Genomic DNA, 23244 nt, shown 5'->3' on the forward strand with positions numbered 1-23244 from the left:
CTTAAAGGCTGGACGAGATGAGTGTACTTAAACTGGCGGCTAGCGATCCAATCGTGATCCTGAATGGACTAATAGATCGTTTTTATTAAAGCGTCGAAGCGGGACTGTAAGTCGAGTTGGTCAAGGAGCGACCAGGCGGCATCGATTACCGGAGGCCAGGGTTCACGCTTGGGTGCAATGGCACCGATCATGCGGGTGAGGGGAGGGTGCAAGCGAATCGCGGAGACTTCCTGGCGGATTTCAAAAAGACACAGAAGGCTGTGGGGGACGATGCTGAACAATCCGCCGTACCGGATTTGAGCATACAAAGTGAAGATGGAATCGGTTTCCACCCGGACGTGTGGGATAATTCCGGCTTCCCGAAAGGCGGCATTCACAATTCGCCGATTTTGCATATTGGGTGGTAGAAGACACAAAGGCAAATCGCCGATCTCCGACCACCGTAACTCGGTTCTATCGCCGAAAGCGGAAGTATCGCGGGCGAGCAGGACGTAGTGTTCTTCGTACAGAGGTTGAACTTTGAATCCCTTGAGTCTGGGGTCTTCCAAATAGGTGATCCCCAGATCGAGTGTGAAGTTATCGAGCCGATGAATGATCGTCTCCGCGCTGAGCGAATGAATCATCGGCTTAACCCGAGGGTGATCGGCGATATAGGGGGAAGTGATCAGGGGGACGGCGGGCAGGGAGGTAGGGATGGCGCCGATACGCAGCTCCCCGGTCAATTCTCTGCGGGCGACCCCGGCCTCTTGCCGTAGTCCCTCCCAGTCGGCCAGTATACGGCGAGCCCAGACGAGCAAATGTTTGCCCTCGGAGGTAAAACCGACGAAGCGGTGGTGTCGGCGCTGAACCAGGGTCACACCCAATTCATTTTCCAGATGTTGGATGCCGGAAGAAAGCGTCGGTTGGGAGATCTCGCATATCTCCGCCGCTCGGCCGAAATGTTCGGTTTCAGCTAGGGCCGCTAGATATTTGAGGTGACGTAGGAACACGCGTGTCGATTCCCCGCTTTATTTGTACCACCCCACTCCTCAGCAAGTTGTGCGGCCGCCCGGGCGGTACCCTCTAACCCCAAGTTTAAGCAAAAGTCTTGGTTAAGAGGCTTTTTGTTGCTTCTGCTCGGTTTCGAGCCGTTGAAGGGCTTCCGTGGCCAAGTCGCAGAGACCAGGGCCGTCGGATTGAAGATGGGCGATGATCTGCTGGCGCATTCTGGGGTCCCAAAAGCGCTTGATGTGATTGTAAACACCGTCCACGGCAGTTTGGTGGTCGGGTTCGGCGTTGAAAAAGGCGGCGATGTCGTTGGCCATTTTGACCAGTTGCTCAACGTTCATATTAGATCCTTCTCCTTTGAATGAACCAGGCGGTGGGCGTGAGTGTAGACGACATATTTGTCGCCGCGGGCAAAGCCTATCAGGGTAAGGCCGGTTTCTTCGGCCAACCGGATCGCCAACGCGGTGGGGGCGGAAATGGCCGCCATCAGAGTAATGCCCATGGTGGCGCACTTTTGAACCATTTCATAGCTGGCGCGGCTAGTGACCAGGACGTATCCACGGTCAAAATCGGTGCCCGTCCGGGAAAGAACCCCGATCAGTTTATCCAAAGCATTATGCCGCCCCACGTCTTCCCTCACTTTTTGAATACCATTTTCCGGCAACACCCAGGCGGCGGCGTGGACGGCCCCGGTGAGGCGGTTCAGGGTTTGATGGTCGCGAAGCCTTGCCAAGTTTTCCTGAAGCTCCCGGGCGGAAGCGTAAACCCCTTGCCCCACCGGCGAAGGGTGGCGCACCGCTTGGCGCAGGCTTTGGGCGCCGCACAGCCCGCAACCGGTGCGGCCGGTGAGATTGCGCCCCTTGCCGGTGAGACATGCGGCCCGCGCCTCAGGGATGCGCAGACGTACCTCAATGCCTTCGGTGCGCTGGTAAACTCTGATCGAGCCGATTTCCGCGGCGTCGGCGATGATCCCCTCGGTGAGGGAAAAGCCGAGGGCAAAATCCTCCAGATCCAGGGGCGTGGCCAACATAACCACATGGGGAACGTCGTTGTAGATCAGGGAGACCGGTACTTCCTCGGCGACAAAATCTTGCTGCCGGGTCTGTACCGCCCCCTGCCATCGCTCGACGGTGTTTTCCCGATAGCCGGGCCAGCCCAATTCTTGAGGAATCGCGTCCATAGCGCGTATCTTACTCGGCGGTCGTCACCTTGCGATTTTCAAGCAAGTCGAGCTGCTTCTCGGTGAATTCCTGATAACGCTTCTGCCACTCCGAGGGCTGGGACACCGGGGTCACCTGCACCGCGGTCACCTTGTACTCGGGACAGTTGGTGGCCCAGTCGGAGTTATCGGTGGTGATGACGTTGGCTCCCGATTCCGGGAAATGGAAGGTGGTGTAAACCACGCCCGGCTGTACCCGGTCGGTGATGCGGGCGCGCAGCACGGTTTCCCCGGAACGACTCTGGATGCCGACCCAGTCACCGTCCTGGATGCCCCGGTCTTCGGCGTCGTGGGGATGGATTTCCAGGCGGTCTTCCTCGTGCCAGACCACGTTTTGGGTACGCCGGGTTTGGGCGCCCACGTTGTATTGGGTAAGAATGCGGCCAGTAGTGAGGATGAGCGGGAAGCGGCTGTTGACGCGCTCGTGGGTGGCCACGTATTCGGTGAGCATGAAGCGTCCCTTGCCACGAACGAAAGTATCGGCGTGCATTACCGGCGTGCCTTCCGGCGTATTTTCGTTGCAGGGCCATTGGAGGCTACCGTAATGATCGAGTTTTTCGTAACTCACGCCGGTAAAGGTGGGGGTGAGTCTTGCGATTTCGTCCATGATTTCCGACGGATGCCGGTAGTTCATGGGGTATCCCAAGGCATTAGCCAAATCCTGGGTCACCTCCCAGTCGGATTTGCCGGCCAAGGGCGGCATCACCTTGCGCACCGGCGAGATGCGGCGCTCGGCGTTGGTGAACGTGCCGTCCTTTTCCAGGAACGAGGAGCCCGGCAGGAATACATGCGCGAACTTGGCGGTTTCGTTGAGGAAAAGATCCTGAACCACAATGCACTCCATGGAGCGCAGTGCATCGAGCACGTGCTGGGTGTCGGGATCCGACTGGGCGATGTCCTCGCCCTGCACGTAAAGCCCCTTGAAGCTGCCGTCGAGGGCGGCCGAGAACATATTGGGGATGCGCAGGCCGGGTTCCGATTGCAGCGACACGCCCCACGTGCTTTCGAACAGATGTCGGGTGGAATCGTCGCTGACGTGGCGATAGCCGGGCAGTTCGTGGGGGAAGGAACCCATGTCGCAGGAACCCTGCACATTGTTTTGACCGCGCAGCGGATTGACGCCGACCCCTTTGCGGCCGATATTGCCGGTGGCCATGGCCAGGTTGGCGATGCCGATGACGGTGGTGGAGCCCTGGCTGTGCTCGGTCACCCCGAGTCCGTAGTAGATGGCCGCGTTGCCGCCGGTGGCGTAGAGGCGGGCCGCTTTGCGGAGATCGGCGGCGGGTACGCCGGTGACCGATTCGGTGGCTTCCGGGGCGTGGCGGGGATCGGCGATGAATTGCCGCCATTTCTCGAACGAATCGGTTTCGCAGCGGGAAGCGACGAAGGATTCGTCCACCAGGCCCTCGGTGACGACCACGTGAGCCAGTGCGTTGAGCAGGGCGACGTTGGCCCCGGGGCGCAATTTCAAATGGTAATCCGCCTGAACGTGGGGGGATTTGACCAGATCGATCCGGCGCGGGTCGATGACGATCAATTTGGCGCCCTGGCGCAGACGGCGCTTCATTTGCGAGCCGAACACCGGGTGGCCGTCGGTGGGGTTGGCGCCCATCACCAGAATCACGTCGGAGTCCATCACCGAATCGAAATCCTGGGTGCCGGCGGATTCGCCGAAGGTCTGCTTGAGGCCGTAGCCGGTGGGCGAATGACAGACCCGGGCGCAGGTATCCACGTTGTTGTTGCCGAAGCCCGCACGCACCAGTTTCTGCACCAGATAAGTCTCTTCGTTGGTGCAGCGGCTGGAAGTGATGCCGCCGATGGAATCTTGGCCGTATTTAGCCTGGAGGCGTTTGAATTCCGAAGCCGCATAGTTGATCGCTTCTTCCCAGGTGACCTCTTGCCAGGGATCGCTGATGCTTTTTCGGATCATCGGCTGGGTGATGCGATCGGAGTGGGTGGCGTAGCCGAAAGCGAACCGGCCCTTGACGCAGGAGTGGCCGTGGTTGGCGCGGCCGTTTTTGTCCGGCACCATGCGGACGACTTCGGATCCTTTCATCTCCGCCCGGAAAGAGCAGCCCACGCCGCAATAGGCGCAGGTGGTGACGATGCTGTGCTCGGGCACGCCGCGGTCGATGATCGATTTTTCCATCAAAGTGGCGGTGGGGCAGGCTTGGACGCAGGCGCCGCAGGAGACGCATTCGGAGTCGAGAAAATCCTCCATTTGCCCCGGCGATACCTTGGAGTCGAAGCCGCGGCTGTCGATGGTCAGGGCGAAGGTGCCCTGGGTTTCTTCGCAGGCGCGCACGCAGCGGGAGCAAACGATGCACTTGCTGGGATCGAAACTGAAGTAGGGATTGCTGTGGTCGGTTTCCGCCTGCAGATGGTTTTTGCCCTCGAAGCCGTAACGGACTTCGCGCAGTCCCACCTCGCCGGCCATGTCCTGCAATTCGCAGTCGCCGTTGGCCGAGCAGGTGAGGCAATCGAGGGGATGGTCGGAGATATACAGCTCCATGACCCCGCGGCGAATGTCCGCCAGCTTGTCGTTTTGGGTGCATACTTTCATCCCTTCGCCCACTGGCGTGGTGCAGGAAGCCGGATAACCGCGCCCGCCTTCGATTTGCACCAGGCAGAGTCGACAGGAACCGAAGGGCTCGAGGCTGTCGGTGGCGCACAGTTTGGGGATGTCGATCCCGGCCGCCGCCGCCGCCCGCATGATCGACGTGCCCTCGGGCACGGTGACCTGGAAACCGTCGATTTCCAAAGTGACATGTTTTTCGGCGCTTTTGGCCGGGGTGCCGTAATCTTTATCGCGCATCAGGGACATGGCTGTTTTCCTCCATAGCTATGCAGCATGGGTTTTGGTTGCACCGAAATCTTCGGGGAAATGTTCGAGGGCGCTCAGAACCGGAAAGGGGATCATCCCGCCCAGGGCGCAGAGGGAGCCGTTCAGGAGGGTGTCGCACAGATCGCGCAGCAATTCCTCATTCCGTCCGCGCTGTTTTCCTTCGATAATGCGGTCGATCACCTCGACGCCGCGGGTCGATCCGATGCGGCAGGGGGTGCATTTGCCGCAGGATTCGATGGCGCAGAATTCCATGGCGTAGCGAGCCATTTTTGCCATGTCCACGGTGTCGTCGAAAACCACTACGCCGCCGTGGCCCAAGGCTGCCGAGATGGCGGAAAAGGCTTCGTAATCCAAGGGGGTATCGAATTGAGACTCGGGTAGATATGCCCCCAATGGGCCGCCTACCTGGACCGCCCGGATGGGCCGTCCCGAGGCGGAGCCGCCGCCGTAGTCGTAGAGCAGTTCCCGCAAAGAGATCCCGAATGCCTTTTCCACCAGACCCGGGCGCTTGATGTTGCCGGCGAGCTGGATCGGCAGGGTGCCGCGGGAGCGGCCCATGCCGAAATCCCGGTAGTAGGCGCCCCCCTTGTCCAGAATAATGGGCACCGACGCCAGCGAGACGACGTTGTTGACCACGGTGGGTTTGCCGAAAAGTCCTTCGATCGCCGGCAAGGGCGGTTTGAATCGGACCAGCCCGCGCTTGCCCTCGAGGCTCTCCAGAAGCGAGGTTTCCTCGCCGCACACGTAGGCTCCGGCACCCAGGCGCACTTCCAGGTGGAAGGACTTGCCGCTGCCGAGGATGTCGTCGCCGAGGTAGCCCGCGGCATAGGCCGCTTCGATGGCTTGATTGAGGTGGCGGTGGGCGACCGGGTACTCCACGCGCAGATAGATGTAGCCCCAGGTGGCGCCGACGGCCAATCCGGCGATGGTCATGCCTTCGATGAGGACGAAGGGGTCTCCCTCCATGGCCATACGGTCGGAGAAGGTACCCGAGTCGCCTTCGTCGGCGTTGCAGACGATGTATTTTTGGTCTGCCTTGCAGTCGTGCACCGTTTTCCATTTGATGCCGGTGGGAAAGGCGGCGCCGCCGCGGCCGCGCAGGCCGGAGTCGGTGACTTCCTGGACGATGTCGATGGGTTGCATTTCCAGCGCCCGACGGAGTCCGCGATAACCCTCATGGGCGATGTAGTCGTCGAGGCTCACCGGGTCGGTGATGCCGACGCGGGCGTTGGTGAGGCGCTCCTGATTTTTCAGGTAGCCGATCTCGTCGGTGGGGCCGATGAAAAGAGGGCTTTGCGAGCCTTTCAGAAAACCTTCGTCGAAAAGGGTCGGAACGTCCGCTGGACGCACCGGTCCGTAGCTCACCCGCCCCTGGGGCGTTTCCACTTCCACCATGGGTTCGAGCCAGAACAGGCCGCGGGAGCCGTTGCGGATCAATTCGATGTCGGCGCCGCGCTTGGCCGCCTCCGCGCCGATCACTTCGGCGACTCGGTTGGCCCCCAGCGCTTGGGCGCTGGAATCGCAGGGGACATACACCTTGGTGCTCATGCTTCCTCCTTCACGGCTTCCACAATTTCGTCGAAACGTTCCGGCGTAACGCGGCCGTAGACCTCTTCGTCCACCATGATGGCGGGGGAGCAGGCGCATTGCCCCAGACAGTAAACCGGTTCGAGGCTGAACGTTTTATCATCGCTGGTTTGGTGATAATCGATGCCGAGGCGTTTTTTTGCGTGGGCTTCAAGCGCTTCCGCGTTCATGGACTGGCAGGATTCGGCGCGGCATAGATAGATAGTGTGCTTGCCCGGTGGGGTTTGCCGGAAATAGTGGTAGAAACTGATGACACCGTGTACTTCGGCGCGGGAAAGATTCAGCTCGCTTGCGATGGCGGGAACGGCTTCCGAAGGGATGTAACCGAGGTCGTCCTGGATCCCGTGAAGAATCGGCAGCAACGCACCGGGTTTATCCTTCAAGGATTCGATCACCGCTTGGATGCGCTGCTCGCGGGTCATGTTTTCTGTCATTGCCACCTCTATCTATGCCGGCATACAAATTCTTTGAGTCGGTTATCTAAGTAAAGTTTCGGAGCGGCCGGTTGCCTGGTTGGGAATTGGAAGGGGTCGCTCTCGATTCAAATTATACAGTTTATAACATGCCTTGATTATGTCTCACCATTCTAGTCAACAAATGAAATTTAATAAAGATGAAATAATGGGCCGGTCATAACGGCCACAGCCAAAGGATGGCCAGGACGCTCGCGATTCCCACCAGGATGTTCATGGGCAGACCGAATTTGAGGAAATCGGTAAATCGATAACCTCCGGGTCCATAGACCATGAGGTTGGTTTGGTAGCCCAAAGGGGTGGCGAAGCTGGCGGAAGCCGAAATCATCAGGGCCAGCAAAAACGGTTTGGGATCAACCCCCAATTGGACGGCCAATGCCATCACGATGGGGAATAAAATAACCGCCACGGCGTTGTTGGTGATAATTTCGGTCAAGATCGAGCCGCTGGCGTAAGTAAAGGCCAGGGTCAACCATGGCGTGCCGTCGGCCAAGCGGAGGAATTGATCGGCGAGGTACGCAGCGGCGCCGGTGACTTCCAGTCCCCTGCCGATCCCGAAAGAGGCGGCGATGCAGAGCAGAACCTGCCCGTCCAGGCTCTTGCGGGCGCTGCTCAGAGAGCAGCAGCCGGTGGCCAGCATCAACCCGGCCCCCAGGAGGGTCGCCTTGAACATGCTTAATAGGCCGGTGCCGCCGCATACGATCACCGCGCCCAAAATCAGCCATGCGAGCCAGGCGCGATCGTGGCGGACGGGGAGATACTCGGAGACGGGGCTGATCAGCAGGAAATCTCCGGAGTTGCGATGGCGTTCCAAAAAAGGAGGGCGTACGTCCAGGAGCAGGGCGTCGCCGGCCTGGAGGCGGATGTCCCCGATCTTGCCTTGAATCCGATGCCCCGCGCGGGCGGCGGCAATCACCGAGCCGCCGTAGGTCATCCGGAATCTGCCTTCTCGGATGGTTTTGCCCACCAAGGCGCAGCGCGGCGAAACCACCGCCTCCACCAACACCCTCTCCCGGTGTTTGCGGTCCTGGAGGGTAAAGGTCTGGTCGGCGCAAGGGCGAAGTCCCCGGAAGCGCTGTAATTCCACCACTGCGTCCACGACGCCGGCGAACACCAGCCGGTCGCCGCCTTGCAGGCGCTCGTAAGGTCCCACCGCGGCGAGAATTTCCCCGTCCCGGACGATTTCCACCAGATAGAGACCGGGCAAATGACGGAGGCCCGCCTGTTCCACCGATTTGCCGACGAGGGAGCCGTTCTCCTCCACCGTCATTTCCACCGTGTATTCTTTGGGATTGTCGAATACATCGTGAACCGGTACTCGGGCGGGCAGTCGGCGGGGAGCAAGCCAAATCAGATACAAGCTGCCTACCGTCAAAGCCACCAGGCCCACGCCGGTTAGATCGAACAAGGAAAACCCCGGGTTTCCCCGGCTCAGCAACAAACCATTGACGGCGAGATTGGTGCTGGTGCCGATCAGGGTCAAAGTGCCGCCCAGGATCGCGCTATAACTTAATGGAATGAGTAGCTTGGAAGGAGAGATGCGAAGGCGTTTGGACCAATCCATGACGGCCGGGACGAGGGCCGCCACCACGGGCGTGTTGTTGAGAAACGCGCTTACCCCCGCCACCGGGAATAACATTCGCACGATGGCCCCGCGTTCGGTGCGGGGGCGTCCCAGTACATGATGGATGAGAAAATCGATCGCGCCTGTTTCCCGCAAGCCTGCGGCCAAGACGTACATAAGGGCGACTGTGATCATCCCTTCGTTGGCCAGTCCCGCCAAGGCTTGCTCCGGGGTTAAGATGCCCCCCAACAAAAGCACCCCGACACCTCCTACCAAAATCAGTTCGGGGGCGATGCGGGTGAAAACAAAGCCGGCGAAGCAAGCGGCGGCCACACCAACGGCAATCCAGGCTTGAGGAGACATGATGCTTGGTTCCATCCGAGAAAAAGCCAATCTGAACGAAGAAGATTGTAAAAGTCGTTAGAAATAATTTAAAAGAATTTAAAATATGTTTTATATTCCATAAATGAATAACAAGTTCGAAAGGCAGAGGTGACGGCCTTAATCGGGCGGGAGGATTTGCGAGACGGGATCGGTCATGTGGACTCTATTCGGTGCACATGCAATTCGGCGCCTTGCTGTTGATAGGCACGGTATTTTTGCCGGCCCGCCGTCCGGGTGGCAGCGTCCTGGGTGAGGATTTCGGCAATCCGCTCGAAGCGATGCCAATCGGTGGGGGGGTCCGGATTCAGGTTGATCAGCAATTGGTGAAAGACTTCCGGTGGCTCGTCGGCGCCGATTGCCGCCGGTACCAGCGGATCGCTGACCCGATTTTCGGCCAACGTGTGAGGGACGAAGCTGCCTTGGCGGAAGGTCCAAAGCAGATCGTCCAGTACCCGGGACTCCTCGGAGTCGGCGGTACGCAGAAAAACGTTGTGTTCCATCCGGTAGGCTTTTTCCGTCAGTCGGCAGGCGAACAGATGCCGGGCTCGGGAATCCCGGCCCGGCAATAAATAGAAATCGACCCGCGTCATTCCGGCCGTTGGTCGAGCAAAAACTGACTCAAAAGCGGGACGGGACGGCCGGTGGCGCCTTTATTTTGCCCCGTGTTCCAGGCGGTGCCGGCGATATCCAGGTGGGCCCAGGTGAATTTTTCGGTGAATCGGGACAGGAAGCAAGCGGCGGTAATGGTCCCCCCCTCACGGCCGCCGATGTTGGGCAGGTCTGCGAAGTTGGATTTGAGTTGTTCCTGAAACTCGTCCCACAACGGCAGTTGCCAGGCCCGGTCGAGAGCGGCTTCGCCGGCCTTGATCAAGGTGTGGGCCAAATCCTCCTCGTTGGCGAGCAAGCCGGTGGCGTGTCTGCCCAGGGCTACCAGGCAAGCGCCGGTCAAGGTGGCGATATCGATGACCCGTTTCGGTTCGAAGCGCTCCGTGTAGGTGAGCGCGTCGCACAGAATTAGCCGGCCTTCGGCGTCGGTATTGAGGATTTCGACGGTCTTTCCGGCCATGGTCTTGACGATGTCGCCGGGTTTGATGGCATTGCCGTCGGGCAAATTTTCGGAAGCCGGAATCACTCCCACCACATTCAAGGGTAGATCCAGTTCCGCCGTGGTCAACAAGGTTCCCAGCACGCTGGCGCCGCCGCACATGTCGTATTTCATTTCATCCATGCTTTCGGACGGTTTCAAGGAGATACCGCCGGCGTCAAAGGTCAGTCCCTTGCCCACCAAGGCGGTGGGTCGATCTTTGGCTTTGCCCCCTTGGTATTCCAGAACGATCAGCTTGGCCGGTTGGCGGCTGCCGCGGGAGACGGCCAAGAGCGCGCCCATCCCCAGCTTTTCCATTTCCGCCTCTTCCAGAACGGTCACTTTGAGCTTGCGGTAGCGGTCGGCCAGTTGTTGGGCCCGGTCGGCCAGGTAGGCGGGTGTGCAGATGTTGCCGGGCAGGTTGGCCAGATCCTTGGTCAGCTTCATTCCGGCGGCAATGGCGTGACCTTCCCGGGCGCCGCGGACGGCGGTTTCGCTTTCTTCTTTATCTCGGCAATGGAGATCCAAGTGAGCGAGGACCGGCAAAGCGTTGGGCTCGCTTTTGAGTTCGGTAAATCGGTAGCATCCGTCCGCGAAGGCGAGGGCGATTTGGCGTGCTTTCCAACGAGAATCGCACCCCGGCACCGGGGCTTCCAGCAAAGCGCACAGCGTCCGTTTGGCGGGGATGCCGGCGATCGTTTGGATGGCGGCGTCCAGCGCTTTGCGGTAAATCTTGTCGGTCAGTGTCTTTTTCTTGCCCAAACCCACAAGCAAAATCCGGTCTGCCCGACACCCCGGCAACTGATGAAGCAGCAAAGTGTCTCCGGCTTGGCCTTTAAAATTTTCTCGCTTGAGAAGCTTGCTCAAGGTGCCGTCTGCAGCCTGGTCGATTTTTTCCGCGCTCGAGGTCAGTTTGTATTTTTCGTAGGCACCGAGAATCAAGCAATCGGTGCGTTTTTTTTCGATGGTTCCGGTATGGGGGCTAAAATCCATAAGAAATGTCTACTCCGTCGATTTTCGGGACCGCTTGGCGATTATCACGATTTTTCAGCGGTTTGGGGCGCGGCGGAATCGGCCTCTCCCTCCTTTTTCTCCGTGGCGGCGAAACGGGCTCCGAAAAGCATGGCGATATAAATCTCTACCGCCAAGATGAGCATATAGAGGATGCCGGGAAGGCGGGCGAAGCTTAAGGTGAAAAACAACACCACAAAAATGGAGGTGAGAGCGGGGTGGGCCAGAAACTCGTCGTATCTGATCCGAATCTTAAAATCTTCGATGTTTAGCATGGATGACTTCCTCTCGCTAGGTAAACGGTTCGTTGGTTGACCCGGTTGATACAAAATCCAACTGAAATTTACTTGGCATCTAACCAATAACTATTATAAGGGATGCGACGGTCGTCGACGACCGATGTTTTGCGAGTGTAGGGTTTTCCGCCATGTGATAGGATTTGCTCCTTCGATGAGTTTGGAGTATCGCATGAAGCCCGAGGAAAGTAAGCAGAAACTTGAAGAAGGTCTGTCGCGGCTGCGTTCGGAATTGGAAAACGCCGATGGCGCGACCCGGAAGCGGCTGGAACCCCTGGTTGAACGGATGGAGCGGCAGTTGGCCGCAAGTGAGGGAGAAGCGCCTCCTCACGGCTTGCTTCAGGAAATGGAAGACGAAATCATGCATTTTGAAGTGGAGTACCCCCGTTTGACCGCGATCATAAACGACATCATGGTCGCGTTGAGCAACATGGGAATCTGATTTGATTGGCCTAACCTCGCGTTTTTGAATCTTGCCTTTTTTGAATTTCGTCAAAAAAATTCTGAAACCGGGTGTGTCGTCGTTGAAACCGGCTCAACCCAGGGTTTACGCACGCCCGGAGCATACCATCTCCCGCGCCCAGATCAGCCCCAACGCGCTCAAGGTGCTGTACCGCTTGAAGAAAGCGGGATTTCGCGCGTGCCTGGTGGGCGGTTGCGTGCGCGATTTGCTTTTGGGGCGCGAACCCAAGGATTTCGACGTGGCCACGGACGCCCATCCCGAGCAAGTGCGGGAACTGTTTCGCAATTGCCGCTTGGTGGGGCGACGGTTTCGCTTGGCGCATATCCGTTTCGGGCGGGAAATCATCGAAGTGGCCACTTTTCGTGGCGTAGCGGCTCTGGGGCGGGAAGGCGATTGGGCCCAGGAGGAAACCGGCCGTCTATTACGCGATAACGTATTCGGGACGATCGAGGAAGACGCATGGCGGCGCGATTTTACCGTCAACGCCTTGTATTACGACATCGCCGATTTTTCGGTCATCGATTACGTCGGCGGGATGGAGGATTTGCGTCAAGGCGTTTTGCGCTTGATCGGTGACCCCGAGCGGCGTTACCGGGAGGACCCCGTGAGAATGCTGCGCGCGGTTCGCTTCATGACCAAGCTCGGTTTCACGCTGGATGCCGCCTGTGAGCGGCCTTTATCGCGGTTGACGCCTTTGTTGGCCGATATTCCTCCCGCACGCCTCTACGAGGAAGTACTGAAATTATTTTTGTCCGGTTGCGCGGTGCAGACTTTTGAACGATTGCGCCAATACGGGCTGTTCGCCTATCTTTTTCCCGCCACCGACGAAGCGCTGGCGCAAGAACACCATGGCTTTCCGCTGACTTTTCTGGTTCGGGTGCTGGACAACACCGACCGCCGCCTCAATGAAGGCAAGGCGGTGACCCCCTATTTTCTCTACGCCGCGCTGCTTTGGGAACCGGTTCGTTTGGAAGCCCAGCGACGTCAGGAGGTCGGTTCGGCCCCGGTGGTGGCGATGCAGGAAGCGGCCAGCGAAATATTGAGCGTACAGATCCGACACGTGGCTATTCCTCGGCGAATATCCCTCCCCATGCGCGAAGTCTGGACCTTGCAGCCCCGGTTCGAACGCCGCCAGGGGGGGCGCCCCTTCCGCTTGTTGAGTCACCCCCGTTTCCGGGCGGCCTACGATTTTCTCTTGTTACGCAGCGAAGCGGGAGAAGCGGAACCGGCGTTGGCCGATTGGTGGACGCGATTCCAGCAGGCGGATGAAAACGAGCGCAGGAAAATGCTGGAAAAGCCCCGGCGCAAGCGCCGTCGACGCCCCAGGCAGCGTAAGGGGGCCAAGCAAACTTCGGTGTCGACATGACGAAAGCCGGCGGATTGGTCTATATCGGGATGGGTAGTAACCTGGACCATCCCGTCGCCCAAGTCAAGCAAGCCCGGCGAGAGGTCGCGGCGCTGGATGGCGTTCGGGAAGAGGAGTTTTCCAGCTTGTACCGGAGTTTTCCCATGGGGCCGCCGGATCAGCCCGCCTACATCAATGCGGTCATGGCGGTCGATACCGAACGCCCACCCCATGACTTGTTAACCGCCTTGCAAAACATCGAATTGGCCCACGGTCGGCTACGAACGGGAGAACGTTGGGGGCCGCGGACCTTGGATCTCGATTTATTGCTGTACGGACGTTGCTGCATGCGCAGCGAAACCTTGACCCTTCCCCATTACGGTTTGCCGGATCGCCCTTTCGTGCTCTATCCCTTGGCGGAGATTGCCCCTCTCGATCTGTTGATCCCCGGGCGTGGCACCTTGGGGGAATTGTTGCGACGCTGTCCCCGGGATGGCTTGGAGTGCTTGGAGGTGGACGATGACTGATGTGCTATCGGTGCCGGAATTGCGCGCCTTTAAAGAGCGCGGCGAAAAAATCGCTTCTTTGACCGCCTACGATGCCACCTTTGCCCGGGTGTTGGAAGCGGCCGGCGTGGAAGTCTTGCTGGTGGGGGATTCCCTGGGTGTCGTGGTCCAGGGACATCTCACCACGGTGCCGGTTGGCTTGGAGGATATGGTCTATCACACTCGCTGTGTCAGCCGGGTCGTCAGGCGGCCGTTGGTGGTCGCGGATCTGCCTTTCGCTTCCTACGCCGAGCCGATGCAGGCGCTTCGTAGCGCCGCCCGCCTGCTGCAAGAAGGCGGAGCGCAGATGGTGAAACTGGAAGGCGGGCGTCAGCGAATGGAAGTGATGCGGTTGTTGGTAAGGGAAGGCATTCCCGTCTGCGGACATTTGGGGCTGTTGCCGCAATCCATTCATCGCCTGGGGCGGTACCGGGTGCAAGGGCGCGAAGCTCAGTCCGCACAGCATTTGATCGAAGACGCGTGCCTATTGGAGGAGGCCGGTGCCGAATTGTTGGTATTGGAGTGTGTGCCCGCTACCTTGGCCGAGACGGTGACCGCCGAAGTGACGATTCCTACCATCGGTATCGGGGCGGGTTCCGGCTGCGACGGTCAGGTGCTGGTGCTTCACGACATGCTGGGAATGACGCCCGATAAGCCGCCTCGCTTCGTGCAGGATTTTCTCCCCGGGGCGGGCAGCATTGAAGCAGCCGTGACCGCCTACGTGACGGCGGTCAAGGCCGGTCGCTTTCCGGGCCCGCAACACGTTTATCGCTAGGAGGCGGCGTCCAGGATCGGCCCTCACCTGGATTGTTTTTCCCATGGGCGGTTTAGCTTCGTATTTATTGAGTCGTTCCTACCCCATCCCCGGATACTTTGAAGATGCAGATTGTTCACTCGATAGCGCATTTGCGAGGCCGCCTCACCGATTTACGTGAGGGGGGCGCTGCGATCGCCTTGGTCCCGACTATGGGAAACTTGCACGCCGGTCACTTACGGTTGGTGGAAGCGGCTCGGCAGCGGGCCCGCTCTGTGGTGGCGAGCATTTTCGTGAACCCCCTCCAGTTCGGCCCTGGCGAGGATTTCGAGCGCTATCCCCGGACCCTAAAAGAGGATGCCGGGAAGCTGGCCGAATCGGGAGTGGACCTGCTGTTCGCGCCGCCGGTGGATGTCATGTACCCTGAACAGCGGAAAAACACGGCGTTCGTGGAGGTGCCGGGGATTTCCGATGGGTTATGCGGCGCTTTCAGGCCGGGACATTTCCGAGGGGTAGCCACGGTGGTCGCCAAGTTGTTCAATTTGGTTCAGCCGGATCTGGCGGTGTTCGGAGAAAAGGATTACCAGCAGCTGTTGGTGATCCGAAAGATGGTGGCGGATCTGAATTTCCCGGTGGAAATCTTGGGCGTGCCCATCGTGCGGGAAGTCGATGGCTTGGCGATGAGCTCGCGTAATTGCTATCTTTCCCCCGGCGAGCGCGCCAGGGCGACCCGCTTATACGAGGAATTATGCGCTGCCCGGCGGGCGATTCTCGAAGGAGAACGGGATTTTTCAGCACTCGCTGAACGGGCCATGAGCCGTTTGAAAGAAGCCGGCTTCGAACCCGATTATTTTGAAATCCGAAGCGCTTCGGATTTGTCCCCGCCCGTTCCGGATAGGCGGCCGCTGCGTATTTTGGCGGCCGCCCGTTTGGGGCGGACCCGTTTGATCGACAATTTGGAGGTGGCATGACCCTGGAACCAGAATTCGAACAGCGTGCCCGGGAGTTGGTGGCCGCCGGGCAAGTGTTGTACGGTCGCGGTTGGGTGCCTGCCACCAGCGGCAATTTTTCTTCCCGGCTGTCGGACGGGAGCCTCGCCATCACGGTTTCCGGAAGGCATAAAGGCTGCCTGACCGAAAATGATATTATGCGACTGGATTCCGAGGGGCGACCGCTGGATGGGCGCAAACCTTCGGCGGAGGCGGCTTTGCACGTGGCCTTGTACCGCCGTTATCCCCACGCCGGGACGATTCTTCATCCCCATTCGCCCGGGGCGATTCTCGCTTCCCGCCTGTTCCAGGATGAAATCGTGCTCACCGATCACGAGCTGTTGAAGGCCCTGGAGGGAATCGAGACCCATGCCCACCGGTTGGCGGTGCCGATTTTTCCCAACGATCAAAATATCGAGCGACTTGCCCGCCGGGTGGATGCGTACCTTGATCGCTACGGAGATATTCATGCCTATATCATCGCCGGCCACGGTTTCTATACCTGGGGGCACCGCGTCGAGGCCGCCCTGACGGCTGTGGAGGCCTTGGAATTTATGTTCGATTGTGAAGTCAGACTATACGGAGTTCAACACCGATGAGTATTCTCACCATTCACTCCGAAAGCGGTTTCGAACCGTTCGAATATTATGCCGATCCGATCGAAATCGCCACCCGTCTGAAGCGGATCGGCGTCCTGTTCGAGCGCTGGCAGGCGGACCGGCCATTGGCCCGGGATGCCGATCAGGACGCTATCCTCAATGCCTATGCCGATTCCATCGAGCGATTGAAAGAGGAATACGGCTTTGAAGCAGCGGATGTCATCAACGTGACGGCGGATCATCCCGACCGCGAGGCGCTGCGGCAAAAATTTCTCTCCGAACACACCCACAGCGATTTCGAAGTGCGCTTTTTCGTCGACGGTCGTGGTTTGTTTTATCTCCACGCCGACGACAAGGTCTATGTGGTGCTGTGCGAGGCCGGCGACCTGATCAGCGTTCCGGCCGGGACCAAGCACTGGTTCGATCTGGGAGAGCAGCCCAATCTGAAGGTGGTTCGGCTGTTCACCACCTCTGAGGGTTGGGTGGCCCGGTATTCCGGCAGCGACATTGCTGAACGGTTTCCCGAGCTGGAGGTGTATTTGGAGCATTTGAAATGATTCGAGCCGTCGTCACCGACATCGAGGGCACCACATCGTCTTTGCAATTCGTCAAAGATGTGCTGTTTCCCTACGCCCGCGAGCGATTGGCGAATTACGTCCGAGTCCATCAGGATGACCCCCAAGTGGTGCCGCTGTTGGAGGAGGTAAGACGGCTCGCGGGTCAAAGCCTGGGCTTGGAGGAAATCATCGGCCAACTCTTGGCCTGGAGCGATGCGGATGAAAAAGTCCCGCCTCTCAAAGCATTGCAGGGCCTGATTTGGGAAACGGGTTACCGGCAAGGGGATTTTCAGGGGCATGTCTATCCCGATGCGGTGGCACAACTGAAGGCTTGGCATGATGCCGGAATTTGCTTGTACGTTTTTTCTTCCGGTTCGGTGGCGGCGCAGAAACTCCTGTTCGGGCATACCCGCTGGGGAGATTTGACGCCTTTGTTCTCCGGTTTTTTCGATACCCGTATCGGTCCCAAGCGAGATCCGGAAAGCTACCGTAAAATCGCCGCCGAGATTGACTTGAAATCGCAGCAAATCCTGTTTTTATCGGATGTGAAACAAGAATTGGAGGCGGCGGACGTGGCGGGAATGAAACCTATTTGGCTGGTGCGCGAAGGACATCTCGAATCGGACGGCGGGTATCGAAAGATCGGGGATTTTTCCGAAATCGATCTGGTCCGAGTGTCATGAGAAGTTGATAACCCATGAAATTATCAGGAAAGGAAGATAAATGAGGTACGGAATGAAATTATGCTTGGCGGCCGGCTTGGCGGCGCTGGGCTTGGCGGGATGTGCCACCCAGGCCCAGGATTCGGCTATGCCCGAGACGAGGGTACAGGCGGTAGTTAACGACTTTCCCACCCAGGCGCGGGTGGAGTATGTGTTCGAATGCATGGAGCGGCTCGGCGGCCAGAACTACGACAATTTGTACCATTGCAGTTGTATGATGGACGAGATAGCCAAGCGCCTTCCCTATCAGGAATATTCCGAAGCGGTGGTGTTCACCAAGCTGCGTTCGACGCCCGGCGAAGCGGGCGGGGTATTCCGCGATCCGCCCCAGGCCAAGAGTCTGCGGGAAAAACTCCAGTCAGCGGAAAGCGAGGCCGAGTCGATTTGTTTCATAAATTGAAACTCGATATGGTGATCAAGCCTTATGCAAGGGCGGGTCGAAAGGTTTTCGAGACGTGGGGGGGCGTTTTGACATTGAGTAAATCCAGGATTTATCGGGAGTCGGAGAGCGCGCCGTGGCTCCCCCTGGCAAATGTCAACAGCCATCCAGATGCCGAGATCCCGGAGTTCATCTGCTGTGTGATCCGCTTGCGGTTTGGTGGCGAATGGGGACGTGGATTGATGGATGCAAGACGCGGTTTCCGTGTTTAAACTGGCTGTCTTGCCGAACGGCAAGGTTGACTTTTTGGCTAAAATCCTTCAATTTACCGAGCTAAGGAACGGCCGGGAAAACCTCCCGGACTCCTTGGGAAGCTTTCCCGGCCGTCCTGCAGATTTTCAACCCGACATACCTTCTAAAAACAACGAGGAGGATCCTATGAAACAACCCTTCAAGAACGGCCTGATTGCAGCTGCCGTGGCATCGGCGCTGGTGGCCGGTGGGGCGCAAGCGAACCAGGAAGTCGTCAAGCTGTCACAAAACCCCGCCAACTGGCCCACCTGGGGCGGTAACTATTGGGGTACTCGTTACAGCGAGCTGGATCAAATCAACAACCGCAACGCCGACAAACTGCAAGCCGCTTGGACCTTCTCTACTGGCGTGCTGCGCGGCCATGAAGGCGGTCCCTTGTTCATCAACGGGGTGCTGTACGTGCACACGCCGTTCCCCAACCGCGTGTACGCCATCAACCCCAAAGATCAAAGCATCATCTGGAAGCACGAGCCGACTCAGGATCCCGACGAAACCATTCCGGTGATGTGCTGCGATACCGTCAACCGCGGCTTGGCCTATGGCGACGGTAAAATCATCCTGCAGCAAGCCGACACCACCTTGACCGCGCTGGACGCCAAGACCGGGAAAGTGGTCTGGCAAGTCAAGAACGGCGATCCCAAACTGGGGATGACCAACACCAATGCGCCGTTGGTGGTCAAGGACAAGGTTCTGACCGGTATTTCCGGCGGTGAATTCGGCGTGCGAGGCTTCATCGCCGCTTACAATCTGAAAGACGGCAAGCTGGCTTGGAAAGCCTACAGCACCGGTCCGGACGATGAAATCAAGGTCGATCCCGAAAAGACCATGACCTGGATGGGTAAGGACAAGGGTCTGCAGCCGGTGGACAAGGACTCTTCCCTGAAAACCTGGGAAGGCGACCAGTGGAAGATCGGCGGCGGCACCACTTGGGGCTGGTACAGCTACGATCCCAAGCTGAATCTGGTCTACTACGGCTCCGGCAACCCCAGCACCTGGAACCCGGTTCAGCGCCCCGGCGACAACAAATGGTCCATGACCATCTGGGCGCGCGATGCCGATACCGGGGTGGCCAAGTGGGTCTATCAGATGACTCCCCACGACGAGTGGGACTACGACGGCATCAACGAAATGGTGCTGGCCGACCAGAAGATCAACGGTAAAGAGCGCAAGACCCTGGTGCACTTCGACCGTAACGGCTTCGGTTATACCCTGGATCGCGAAACCGGCGAATTGCTGGTGGCCGAAAAGTTCGACAAGGCGGTCAACTGGGCCACGCATATCGACATGAAAACCGGCCGTCCGGTGGTCAATTCTGAATACAGCACTGAAGAAGGCGGTGAAGACTGGACCACCGAGGACATTTGTCCGGCGGCCCTGGGTTCCAAGAACCAAGGCCCGGTCGCCTATTCGCCGCGTACCGGTTTGTTCTACGTGAACGGTAACCACGTTTGCATGAACTACGAGCCGTTCGAAGTGGAATATACGCCGGGACAGCCTTATGTGGGCGCCACCGTGAGCATGTTCCCGGCAGGCAAAGACGCCGAAACCGGCAAGAAGGACGGTTCCATGAATCTGGGGCAATTCACCGCTTGGGACGCCAAGACCGGTAAAATTGCCTGGACTTACAAAGAACCGTTCTCGGTTTGGAGCGGCGTCTTGGCCACCAAGGGTGATGTGGTCGTCCACGGTACCTTGGAAGGCTACCTGAAGGTGCGTGATGCCAAGTCCGGCAAGGAATTGTACAAATTCAAGACTCCGTCCGGCATCATCGGCAACCCCAATACCTGGATGTTCGAGGGCAAGCAGTATATCGGCGTCTTGTCCGGTCTCGGCGGTTGGGCCGGTATTGGCATGGCCGCAGGGCTGGAAGGTGACACCGAAGGTCTGGGTGCGGTGGGTGCCTACCGCTCCTTGGACAAATTCACCCAATTGGGCGGTGTGCTGAGCGTCTTCGCTTTGCCGGATTCCGCGGTCAAATAACGATCGTTCGGATCCGAGTTCACTCGATTGCAAAACCCCGTCCGGGCGTGAGCCCGGACGGGGTTTTGCTTTATACTGGCCCGAAATACAAATCAATAAAGGAGGCACCGTGAGGGAATTCGCTGCGTTCATCATGGCCAGTCGTTGGCGGGCGATGGCGGTAGCCGGGGTGTTCGGGGTCCTGGGTATTTTTTTCGTACCCCTTATTTTGCTCAGTGCGGCGGCCGTCGGTTTGGTGACGCTGCGTCGGGGAGGTTGGGAAGGCATTTTGGCGATTGTCGGCGGTGCGGTGATCGTGGGCGGGATATTTCCGTTTTTGCCCCCTAAGCCGGGTTTTCCGTTTCCCCTGGTGGCGGCTTTGTGGCCGCCGGTATGGATCGGCGGTTTGGTATTGCGGCAAACTTTCTCCCAGGGATGGGCCCTATCCGCGATCGGCGGTATGATGATTCTGTATGTGCTGGGCATGCACGCGCTTACCGGCGGTCAGGTGGAGGGGTTCTGGGAGGCGTGGCTGCAGCGCTCGATTGCCAATGTGCCGGGCGCTACGGTGGAGGGCTTCAGACGGGACGGCACTTTGCACTTGATGAACGGTCTGGTAGCCATGGGATATGGCGCCAGTATCGTGCTGTCTTTGCTGTTGGCGCGCTGGTGGCAGGCGATACTCTATCATCCGGGCGGTTTCGGAGAGGAATTTCGCCAGCTTAGATTACCTCGCTGGTTGTTGGTGCTCCTGGTGGGGGGGATGTGGCTGGCGGGATATTGGAACAAGGTGCTGCTATCCGATCTCTTGATCGCCTCCATGACGATCTATTTGTTTCAAGGATTGGCGGCATTGCATGGCATTGTCGCGCAGCGAAACCTGAGCGGTTTCTGGTTGGTGCCGGCCTACGGATTGCTCCTGTTGATGCCCCAATACGGGGTGATGGGGCTGTCTTTCATGGGGGCGGTGGACAGTCTGGTCAATTTCCGCGATCGCACCGATAGCGACGAGAACGCATGATACCGTTTCAGGACACCATCCCTTGTCGTTTCACCCCGTGGATGACTTGGGTGCTGATGGGGACGTTTTTTTCCGCGTTCTTGTTTATCTGGCTGCTGCCCGACGAGGTGCGTACCCAAATATTTTTCCTCTACGGTTTGGTGCCGGCCCGCTATACCCATCCCGAATGGGCGGGCTGGGTAGGGTTGGATTCCCACAATTATCTGCCCTTTCTGACCAACCTTTTCCTCCATAGCGGTTGGCTCCATCTGGTTCTCAATCTTTGGTTGCTTTGGATATTCGGCGACAATGTGGAAGATCGCATGGGACCGTGGCGGTTCCTGCTGTTCTTTCTGCTCTGCGGGCTCTTGGCCAACGGTGTCCATGCGACGATCAGCCGGAATGCCATCACCCCCGCGGTTGGCGCCTCGGGAGCGATCGCCGGTGTGCTGGCGGCTTATTTTTACTTGTTCCCCAATGCCAAAGTCATCCTATGGGCTTTCCCGTTGCCGTTATTCATCCGGGTTCCCGCGATCGTATTTTTGGGGCTGTGGGTCATTCTGCAGGCGTATCAGGCCACCACCGCCATGATGGCGAACGAACCCTTCGAAAACGTTGCCTGGTGGGGACATCTGGGAGGATTCGCCGCCGGTTTCCTGTTGTTTCGTCTGTTTCTACGCAAAAATTGGGAAAACTCAGCGGAGAACCATGTCGACCGCTAAACAGGCGTTGGTCCGGTCCCTCAGAAAAATCCTGCCGGAAGATGCGATTCTGACCGAAGCGGAAGAGCTTCAACCTTACGAGTGCGACGGTTTGTCCGCTTACCGCTGTCGGCCTTGGTTGGTGGTGATGCCGTGGACGCCGGAACAAGTCCGGGCAGTGCTGGCTCTTTGTCATGAGGGGGGCATACCGGTGGTGGCGAGAGGCGGGGGGACCGGTCTTTCCGGCGGTGCACTGCCGCTGGAAAACGGTGTGCTATTGAGCCTCGCCCGATTAAACCGAATTCTGGCCATCGACCCCGAGAATCGCATTGCCCGCGTTCAACCGGGGGTGCGTAATCTGGCCGTGAGCGAAGCGGCGCAACCTTACGGTCTGTATTACGCTCCCGACCCTTCTTCCCAAATCGCCTGCACGGTGGGGGGGAATGTGGCCGAGAACGCCGGGGGCGTACACTGTCTCAAATACGGCTTGACGGTGCATAATGTGCTCGGACTCAGCTTTTTAACCGTGGCCGGCGAGGAGGTCAGCGTCGGAAGCGGCGGCTTGGATGGACCGGGATTGGACATTCTCGCTCTGATGCACGGCTCGGAAGGGCTTCTGGGAGTGGTGACGGAAGTGACCGTGCGTCTGTTGCCGTTTCCTGAAAGCGTTCAAGTATTGATGGCCGCTTTCGACGATGTCACCTGGGCGGCGGAGGCGGTGGCGGGAGTGATCCGGGCCGGTCTGGTGCCTGCCGGCTTGGAAATGATGGACCGGGTGGCCATCGAAGTGGTGGAGGATTTCGTCCATGCGGGCTATCCGGTGGGGGCCGAAGCGGTGCTCTTGTGCGAGTTGGACGGTCCGGTGACCGCAGTGGAAGAAGAATCGGCCCGGGCGGCGGCTTTGCTCAGGCAATGCGGTGCCTACGATGTTCGGGTCGCCCGCGACGAAGCCGAAAGGCGGCGATTTTGGGCCGGCCGCAAGGCCGCCTTTCCGGCGGTCGGTAAAATCACGCCGGATTATTATTGCATGGACGGGACCATTCCCCGCCATCGTTTAGCGGAGGTTCTGACGGGCATTGAAAGATTGAGCAGGCGATACGGACTCGAGGTGGCCAACGTTTTTCACGCCGGGGACGGCAATCTCCATCCTTTGATCATGTACGATGCCAGCGTGTCCGGGGAACTGCAGCGAGTGGAACGCCTGGGGGACGAGATTCTGGCGCTCTGCGTGGCCGTCGGAGGGACCATTACCGGGGAACACGGGGTCGGTGTGGAGAAGTTGGACGGTATGTGCCATCAATTCGATCCGCAAGCTTTGGAACAATTCCACGCCGTCAAGCGTGCCTTCGACCCCGAGGGGCTGCTCAATCCCGGCAAGGCGGTTCCCACCCTGACCCGCTGCGCCGAATTGGGCGGCATGCACGTCCATCACGGCAACTTACCTCATTCGGAATTGGAGCGTTTGTGAA

General features: G+C 58.8%; 23 protein-coding genes. 13 read left to right on the plus strand and 10 right to left on the minus strand.

What is annotated here, in order from left to right:
- Positions 1–68: 68 nt before the first annotated feature.
- The 10 genes from H035_RS0105555 to H035_RS0105600 all read right to left on the minus strand — a co-directional run bounded on the left by H035_RS0105555 (position 69) and on the right by H035_RS0105600 (position 11429).
- The gene (locus tag H035_RS0105555) at positions 69–989 is read right to left on the minus strand and encodes a LysR family transcriptional regulator (RefSeq protein ID WP_022948007.1); all 921 of its coding nucleotides are present in this window, start codon (positions 987–989) and stop codon (positions 69–71) included.
- Between the two features lie 102 nt (positions 990–1091).
- Positions 1092–1328: a formate dehydrogenase subunit delta gene (locus H035_RS0105560; protein ID WP_022948008.1), complete on the minus strand. Its 237-nt coding sequence runs from the start codon at positions 1326–1328 to the stop codon at positions 1092–1094.
- A complete protein-coding gene (fdhD, locus tag H035_RS0105565; RefSeq protein WP_022948009.1) occupies positions 1325–2167 on the minus strand; it encodes a formate dehydrogenase accessory sulfurtransferase FdhD in 843 nt (280 codons plus the stop codon). The genes H035_RS0105560 and fdhD overlap by 4 nt, the downstream gene beginning before the upstream one ends.
- Before the next feature lie 10 nt (positions 2168–2177).
- Positions 2178–5030 carry a formate dehydrogenase subunit alpha gene (gene fdhF, locus H035_RS0105570; RefSeq protein ID WP_022948010.1) on the minus strand — a complete coding sequence of 951 codons (2853 nt, stop codon included), beginning with the start codon at positions 5028–5030 and terminating at the stop codon, positions 2178–2180.
- A gap of 18 nt (positions 5031–5048) precedes the next feature.
- The gene (locus tag H035_RS0105575) at positions 5049–6599 is read right to left on the minus strand and encodes a formate dehydrogenase beta subunit (protein WP_022948011.1); all 1551 of its coding nucleotides are present in this window, start codon (positions 6597–6599) and stop codon (positions 5049–5051) included.
- A complete protein-coding gene (locus H035_RS0105580; RefSeq protein ID WP_026596297.1) occupies positions 6596–7072 on the minus strand; it encodes a formate dehydrogenase subunit gamma in 477 nt (158 codons plus the stop codon). Before H035_RS0105580 ends, H035_RS0105575 begins: the two co-directional genes overlap by 4 nt.
- A gap of 196 nt (positions 7073–7268) precedes the next feature.
- The gene (locus tag H035_RS0105585) at positions 7269–9038 is read right to left on the minus strand and encodes an SLC13 family permease (RefSeq protein ID WP_022948013.1); all 1770 of its coding nucleotides are present in this window, start codon (positions 9036–9038) and stop codon (positions 7269–7271) included.
- Positions 9039–9211: 173 nt separating this feature from the next.
- Positions 9212–9649 (minus strand): DNA polymerase III subunit chi, encoded by a 438-nt coding sequence (locus tag H035_RS0105590; RefSeq protein ID WP_022948014.1) that lies wholly within the window; start codon positions 9647–9649, stop codon positions 9212–9214.
- On the minus strand, positions 9646–11136 hold the full coding sequence (locus H035_RS0105595) for a leucyl aminopeptidase (protein ID WP_022948015.1): 1491 nt from the start codon (positions 11134–11136) through the stop codon (positions 9646–9648). Before H035_RS0105595 ends, H035_RS0105590 begins: the two co-directional genes overlap by 4 nt.
- A 44-nt stretch (positions 11137–11180) precedes the next feature.
- Positions 11181–11429: a hypothetical protein gene (locus tag H035_RS0105600; RefSeq protein ID WP_022948016.1), complete on the minus strand. Its 249-nt coding sequence runs from the start codon at positions 11427–11429 to the stop codon at positions 11181–11183.
- A gap of 175 nt (positions 11430–11604) precedes the next feature.
- On the opposite strand from H035_RS0105600, the gene H035_RS0105605 reads away from it, so the two are divergent.
- The 13 genes from H035_RS0105605 to H035_RS0105665 all read left to right on the plus strand — a co-directional run bounded on the left by H035_RS0105605 (position 11605) and on the right by H035_RS0105665 (position 23243).
- Positions 11605–11892, plus strand: coding sequence for a DUF4404 family protein (locus tag H035_RS0105605; RefSeq protein WP_026596298.1), 288 nt, complete (start codon positions 11605–11607; stop codon positions 11890–11892).
- 73 nt (positions 11893–11965) lie between these two features.
- Complete coding sequence (pcnB, locus tag H035_RS0105610) at positions 11966–13279, plus strand: polynucleotide adenylyltransferase PcnB (protein ID WP_235044543.1); 1314 nt, start codon at positions 11966–11968, stop codon at positions 13277–13279.
- The gene (folK, locus tag H035_RS0105615; RefSeq protein WP_022948019.1) at positions 13276–13785 is read left to right on the plus strand and encodes a 2-amino-4-hydroxy-6-hydroxymethyldihydropteridine diphosphokinase; all 510 of its coding nucleotides are present in this window, start codon (positions 13276–13278) and stop codon (positions 13783–13785) included. Before pcnB ends, folK begins: the two co-directional genes overlap by 4 nt.
- A complete protein-coding gene (panB, locus tag H035_RS0105620; RefSeq protein WP_022948020.1) occupies positions 13778–14578 on the plus strand; it encodes a 3-methyl-2-oxobutanoate hydroxymethyltransferase in 801 nt (266 codons plus the stop codon). The genes folK and panB overlap by 8 nt, the downstream gene beginning before the upstream one ends.
- A gap of 104 nt (positions 14579–14682) precedes the next feature.
- Positions 14683–15528 (plus strand): pantoate--beta-alanine ligase, encoded by an 846-nt coding sequence (panC, locus tag H035_RS0105625; protein ID WP_022948021.1) that lies wholly within the window; start codon positions 14683–14685, stop codon positions 15526–15528.
- Positions 15525–16145: a methylthioribulose 1-phosphate dehydratase gene (locus H035_RS0105630; RefSeq protein WP_022948022.1), complete on the plus strand. Its 621-nt coding sequence runs from the start codon at positions 15525–15527 to the stop codon at positions 16143–16145. The genes panC and H035_RS0105630 overlap by 4 nt, the downstream gene beginning before the upstream one ends.
- Positions 16142–16702, plus strand: a complete 561-nt coding sequence (locus H035_RS0105635; RefSeq protein WP_022948023.1) for a 1,2-dihydroxy-3-keto-5-methylthiopentene dioxygenase — start codon at positions 16142–16144, stop codon at positions 16700–16702. The genes H035_RS0105630 and H035_RS0105635 overlap by 4 nt, the downstream gene beginning before the upstream one ends.
- Positions 16699–17385, plus strand: coding sequence for an acireductone synthase (mtnC, locus tag H035_RS0105640; protein WP_022948024.1), 687 nt, complete (start codon positions 16699–16701; stop codon positions 17383–17385). Before H035_RS0105635 ends, mtnC begins: the two co-directional genes overlap by 4 nt.
- Before the next feature lie 52 nt (positions 17386–17437).
- Positions 17438–17824, plus strand: coding sequence for a hypothetical protein (locus tag H035_RS0105645; protein WP_022948025.1), 387 nt, complete (start codon positions 17438–17440; stop codon positions 17822–17824).
- Positions 17825–18241: 417 nt separating this feature from the next.
- Positions 18242–20095 carry a methanol/ethanol family PQQ-dependent dehydrogenase gene (locus tag H035_RS0105650; protein WP_026596301.1) on the plus strand — a complete coding sequence of 618 codons (1854 nt, stop codon included), beginning with the start codon at positions 18242–18244 and terminating at the stop codon, positions 20093–20095.
- A gap of 109 nt (positions 20096–20204) precedes the next feature.
- On the plus strand, positions 20205–21095 hold the full coding sequence (locus H035_RS0105655; protein ID WP_022948027.1) for a YybS family protein: 891 nt from the start codon (positions 20205–20207) through the stop codon (positions 21093–21095).
- On the plus strand, positions 21092–21796 hold the full coding sequence (locus H035_RS0105660; protein ID WP_022948028.1) for a rhomboid family intramembrane serine protease: 705 nt from the start codon (positions 21092–21094) through the stop codon (positions 21794–21796). The genes H035_RS0105655 and H035_RS0105660 overlap by 4 nt, the downstream gene beginning before the upstream one ends.
- The gene (locus H035_RS0105665; RefSeq protein ID WP_022948029.1) at positions 21783–23243 is read left to right on the plus strand and encodes an FAD-linked oxidase C-terminal domain-containing protein; all 1461 of its coding nucleotides are present in this window, start codon (positions 21783–21785) and stop codon (positions 23241–23243) included. Before H035_RS0105660 ends, H035_RS0105665 begins: the two co-directional genes overlap by 14 nt.
- Position 23244: the final 1 nt, after the last annotated feature.

Source organism: Methylohalobius crimeensis 10Ki (assembly GCF_000421465.1).
Classification (GTDB): domain Bacteria; phylum Pseudomonadota; class Gammaproteobacteria; order Methylococcales; family Methylothermaceae; genus Methylohalobius; species Methylohalobius crimeensis.